Consider the following 4,649-nt stretch of genomic DNA (forward strand, 5'->3'; position numbering starts at 1 on the left):
AGCCGCGCTGGTCCCAGATGCCGCGGGGCAGCAGGTGGTCGACGCGCTCGAGGACGTAGGTGGGCCGCTCCTGCGGGGGCAGCGCCGCGGCCTCCTCCCTGGTGGACTCCCCCGTGAGCGGCATCGCGGAGGCCATGCCCGCGGTGGTGGCCAACCGGATGTCCGTCATGAGGCGGTCGCCCACCATGACGGCCCGCTCGAGGTCGATGTCGAGGCCCCGCAGCGCCGTGCGGGCCATCTGCGGGTTGGGCTTGCCCAGGACGGTCTCGGCCCGGGTCCCCGTGCACGCCTCGATGGCGGCGACGACGGCGGCGCAGTCCGGCTGGCCCATGCCGCCCGGGAACGGGCAGAACCGGTCGGGGTTGGTCCCGATGAGCGAGGCCCGGCGGTGGAACCAGATCGCGTCGAAGGCGATCTGGAGCTTGGCGTAGTCGAAGGTCCTGTCGTACGAGGCGACGACCAGGTCGATGCGCGCGGGGTCCTCGCTCATGGGGATGCCCGCGCGCGCGAAGGCGTCGATGAGCGGGGGCTCGGCGATCGGGTAGACGACCTGCCCCGGTTTGTTCTCCAGGATCCACTCGGTGGTGGTGGCGACCGTGCCGATGACGTCCTCGACGGGGGTGGGCAGTCCGAGGCGGCTGAGTTTCTCCGCGTACTGCGACGGGTCCTTGGTCGGGTTGTTCGTCAGGTAGCGCACCGGGATGGAGCGGGCGCGGAGCTCCTCGACGAGGCGGCGGGCACCGGGGAGCAGGTGGTCCCCCAGGTAGATGGTCCCGTCCATGTCGAAGATGTAGGCGTCGTAGAGCCGTTCGGCCCAAGCCGCCATTGTGGTGGCGCTCATCGTGCCTCCTTCGCGTGCTGTCGTTCTGGGTGTTCCACGGGCGCTGGGCTCACGAGAACAGGGCGGCCGTGCTCACGACTGCGGTGTTCATGATCCAGATGATGCCGGCCGGCGGATCGATGTGGGTGTCGCCGTGGGCGTAGAAGAGGCGGGCGAGCAGTTCGCCGCCGAACCCGGCGATGATGCCGAACACGGTGCCGATGGCGACCGCCGTAAGGCCCGATCCGGTGATCTGGAAGAAGACCACCGCAGCGAGGCCCGCGGTGATGGTCATGTGGTGGGTGACGGGCCACCGCATGCCCATGGCGACGAAGAAGATGCACAGGGAGGAGAAGGCGAAGGGGACGACTTGGGCGTTGTTGATGATGACCTGCGGGTTGGCAGAGGCCGGGGCGATGTGCCCGACCAGCATGGCGGCGGTGCCCGAGGCGAGTAGCGAGGCGAATCCGGACACCGTGAGCAGCTGGAGGGGCTTCTCCTGCCAGTCGAGCCAGCGCGTGGTGCCCTCCGGGGGCGTGGGCGCGTGGAACACGGGGGTCTTGCCGAACATGATGCGGGCGACGATGCCGGATGTGACGACCGTGAGCGCCACGGAGTCGGTGTGCCCGCCGAACCACGGGATCAGGACGATGAGCTTGTGGAGGACGTAGCCGCCGACGCCGTAGAGCGCGCCGACCACGAGGACGTCGGGCCTGCCCAGCCCGGCCAACGGCGAGTTGATGTCGCGCGCCCCCCCTGGTAGTAGGCCCTTCCGCGCCGCGTAGGAGGCCGCGCCGACGCCTCCGGCGAACGCGATGTGGGGGCCGAAGACGGGGCCGAAGGCGACGTAGTCGAGGTAGATCGTGGACCCGGTGGTTGCCGCGACGGCGAAACCGACCAGGATGGACACGCCCGTGAAGGCGAAGGCGAAGTTCGCGCCGATCATGGCGCCGAACGCCCCGCCCGCCAGGGCGAGCACGAGCCAGAAGAGGTCCATACTGCTTGCGAATGTGAATACTGAGTCCGGTGTCATTCCTTCATCCTTGAAGAGGGATGGCGCTGCCATCGTTGGTGGTGGGATGGGCCGCTTCCGCGGCCACGGGGGCTGCCGCCCCTGGGAGTGCCCGCGCGCCGGGCCCGGCGGGGCCCGGCGCGCGGAGCTGCAGGGCCACTATGCCCTGTGGGCTGTGAGGGCCCCGGGCACGGGGCGCGAGGGATCGGCGTCGTAGTCCTGCAGGGCAGCGACCTTGGGCGCCGAGTGCGAGGATTCGTCGAAGACGTAGCCGAGCCACTCCTTGGCAAGGCGCCTGGCCAATTCGATGCCGATGACGCGCTGGCCGAAGGCGAGGACCTGCGCGTTGTTCGAAAGGACGAGGCGCTCGACGGAGAAGGAGTCGTGCGCGACGGAGGCGCGCACGCCCGGGACTTTGTTCGCGGCCATGGCCACGCCCATTCCGGTGCCGCACACGAAGAGCCCGCGGTCGGCTTTCCCGTCGGCGATCATCCGCGCGGCGTTGACCGCCACATGGGGGTAGTCGACGTCCTCGCCGGGGGCGAGTCCCGCGTCGATGACCTCGTCGACCCGGGGATCCGCCTCGAGGTCCTTCTTGAGGATCTCTTTGTAATCGACGCCCGCGCTGTCCGCTGCCACTACGATTCTGAAACCCACGTTGGTCTCCACATCCATCGTTCTCGCGGGGCGTGGGGAAGTCTTCCCGGCCCCGACCGCTGCTGGGAGCGATGGGTCCATTGTGTCGGTGTGCTATTTCACTGCGGGCTCTGCGCACGTAGGAGCACGACGAGGGCGCGCGCGCGAATGCTGCCTGGACGGAGGGCGCTCATATGTGCACGCGACATGCCCTCTCCGGGGGTCGCTGCGCCGGGACCTGGGGCGTCGGCGGAACATCTGAGGTTACTCTACAATGTTCCGTCATATACTGCATTCCGGTCGGCGCGGCCACGTAGTCTGTCCCTATGAGAATCCGGCCCGCGGGCCTCGACGACATGGATTTCATCGAGTCCGCCTACGACCACGCCCGCGCGTTCATGCGCCGTAACGGGAACGCCGACCAGTGGCCCGCCCACTATCCGAGCAGGATCGACGCCCAGGATGACATCGCCCGAGGACGCTGCTTCCTCGTCGAGGACGATGAGGGGCCGCTCGCGGTGTTCGCCTTCGGTCCGGGCCCGGAATCCGATTACGCCTCGATCGACGGGGCTTGGCGGGCGGAGACGCCCTACCACGTCATCCACCGCCTCGCCTCCGTGAGGGGCACGGGCGTCGCGCGAGCGGCCTTCGCGTTCTGCGCGGAGAGGTCGCCCCACCTGCGCTGCGACACCCACGCCGACAACGTTCCCATGCGCCGGGCGCTGGAGTCCTTCGGATTCCAGCCCTGCGGGACCGTCATGGTGTGCGGGCGCTTCCCGAGGGAGGCCTACGACTGGGTGGCCGCGTAGGGCCTGCGGCACGAGGCATCCGCCCCTGGCACTGGCGACGGGACGGGGGAACATGCTCCGGGCTTTGCGCGCGCTGGCACTGCCTCGGCCCCCGCGGCGGGGGCGGGCGCTCGCAGCGCGCTGTCGCGGTTGCGATCGGCGGGGCCCACAGGATCCCCTCCGGCTGAGGCCAGCGGGGCCTACAGGGTCCCCGCGTACCCGGCTGCGGCGGCCCGCAGATCCGAGAGGGCGCCGCGCGCCGACGCGATGTCCCGCTTCGCCTCGGCCGCCAGTGCGGCGGCCGCCTCCCCGCACGGCTGCGGTGAGACGCGCCCGGCCTGCTCCGCGTAGTGCCCGGCCGAGTTCAGATCCGCGTCGGCGCCGTCCAGGGCCGCCAGGATGTGCTCGGCCTCCTCGGAGATGACCAGCAGGCGCGCGATGATCTCAGTGACAGCGGACATGGCGCCTCACCCCAGCTCCGACGCGTCGCGCTCGGCGCTGCGCGAGGCCGTCGACGCCGCCTCGCAGGCCCGCCGCACCAGTCGGTGCACCTCGTTCGCAGCCCCGTACAGGCGCGCGTCCGCTCCTGTCAGGGAGCCCGCCACGGTCGCGTCGATGTCCGCCATCAGGTCCCGCAGCTGCGAGGCCAGCAGGTCGAGCCTGCTGACCGCCCTGGCCGAGTAGTGCGCGCTGTCGGACAGGCAGCCCCTCGCCTCGGCGAGGCGCCTGCGCCTTTCCTCCTCTTGGGACCGGTCGTCCATCACAGGGAGTCCGCGTACTCGCCGGTCGACTTCGCGACGACGTCCAACGCCATGATGGCGTGCGTGAGCTGGCGGTGCGCCTGTTCCAGGGTGTTGATCAACTCGGCGTCGACGCGGCGCGTGGACCCGCCGATCAGGGCGTTGATCCGGCCCTGCTGGACGGTGAAGCGCCTCAGGTAGATCTCCAGTTCGCGGCCCGTCCTGGTCGCGTCGGATTGGAAGTCGGCCAGTTCGCCGCGCAGCTGCCCGAGCATGGAGGCCATTGGGGGTCCTTTCGTCAGTGGGTGTCGGCGGCGCCTCAGACGGCGCCGATCGCTCCGAGGAGGATGTAGCACAGTCCCAGCGCCCCGCAGACCAGCATGATGGTGCGGCCCTGGTTTGCCGGCGCCTTGCTGGCGCGCCTGCGGGCGTCGGCCTCCTCGATCTGGCGGAGCATCGCCTCGCGCTCCACGAGGGAGTGGGCTGCGCTGAAGACGCCGGCGGCCCGCGCGGGCAGTTCGCCGACGGGGATCAGCTGGTCCTCGGGCACCGTCTGGGGCTGGACCTCCATAAGGGCCCGCGCCCTCTCCGCCTGCTCGGCGGCCTGCCGGAGCTGGTCGAACTCCTGGCGGGCGGCCGCGTCGCGGGCCGCG

The 4,649-nt window shown here is 70.5% G+C and carries 8 protein-coding genes; 1 reads left to right on the plus strand and 7 read right to left on the minus strand.

Translation table 11 applies throughout. The features are described 5' to 3' along the window. The 3 genes from BH719_RS03860 to BH719_RS03870 form a co-directional block, all read right to left on the minus strand. A partial coding sequence (locus BH719_RS03860; RefSeq protein ID WP_009743445.1) for an HAD-IIA family hydrolase occupies positions 1–841 on the minus strand: 841 nt, incomplete at its 3' end. Positions 842–890: 49 nt separating this feature from the next. Continuing rightward, the gene (locus tag BH719_RS03865) at positions 891–1,853 is read right to left on the minus strand and encodes a DUF7973 family transport facilitator (protein ID WP_009743446.1); all 963 of its coding nucleotides are present in this window, start codon (positions 1,851–1,853) and stop codon (positions 891–893) included. Positions 1,854–1,991: 138 nt separating this feature from the next. Next, the gene (locus BH719_RS03870; RefSeq protein ID WP_050790657.1) at positions 1,992–2,489 is read right to left on the minus strand and encodes a ribose-5-phosphate isomerase; all 498 of its coding nucleotides are present in this window, start codon (positions 2,487–2,489) and stop codon (positions 1,992–1,994) included. Between the two features lie 305 nt (positions 2,490–2,794). On the opposite strand from BH719_RS03870, the gene BH719_RS03875 reads away from it, so the two are divergent. Next, positions 2,795–3,277 carry a GNAT family N-acetyltransferase gene (locus BH719_RS03875; RefSeq protein WP_009743448.1) on the plus strand — a complete coding sequence of 161 codons (483 nt, stop codon included), beginning with the start codon at positions 2,795–2,797 and terminating at the stop codon, positions 3,275–3,277. Positions 3,278–3,456: 179 nt separating this feature from the next. On the opposite strand, the gene BH719_RS03880 is transcribed toward BH719_RS03875, so the two are convergent. From BH719_RS03880 to BH719_RS03895, 4 genes are all read right to left on the minus strand, one after another. Next, positions 3,457–3,717: a hypothetical protein gene (locus tag BH719_RS03880; protein WP_009743449.1), complete on the minus strand. Its 261-nt coding sequence runs from the start codon at positions 3,715–3,717 to the stop codon at positions 3,457–3,459. A gap of 6 nt (positions 3,718–3,723) precedes the next feature. Continuing rightward, complete coding sequence (locus BH719_RS03885) at positions 3,724–4,017, minus strand: hypothetical protein (RefSeq protein WP_009743450.1); 294 nt, start codon at positions 4,015–4,017, stop codon at positions 3,724–3,726. Continuing rightward, the gene (locus BH719_RS03890; RefSeq protein ID WP_009743451.1) at positions 4,017–4,280 is read right to left on the minus strand and encodes a hypothetical protein; all 264 of its coding nucleotides are present in this window, start codon (positions 4,278–4,280) and stop codon (positions 4,017–4,019) included. The genes BH719_RS03885 and BH719_RS03890 overlap by 1 nt, the downstream gene beginning before the upstream one ends. Positions 4,281–4,315: 35 nt before the next feature. After that, positions 4,316–4,649 (minus strand): hypothetical protein (locus tag BH719_RS03895; protein WP_009743452.1); only part of this gene is annotated, 334 nt, incomplete at its 5' end.

It is taken from the genome of Pauljensenia hongkongensis, from assembly GCF_001746855.1.
Lineage (GTDB): Bacteria > Actinomycetota > Actinomycetes > Actinomycetales > Actinomycetaceae > Pauljensenia > Pauljensenia hongkongensis.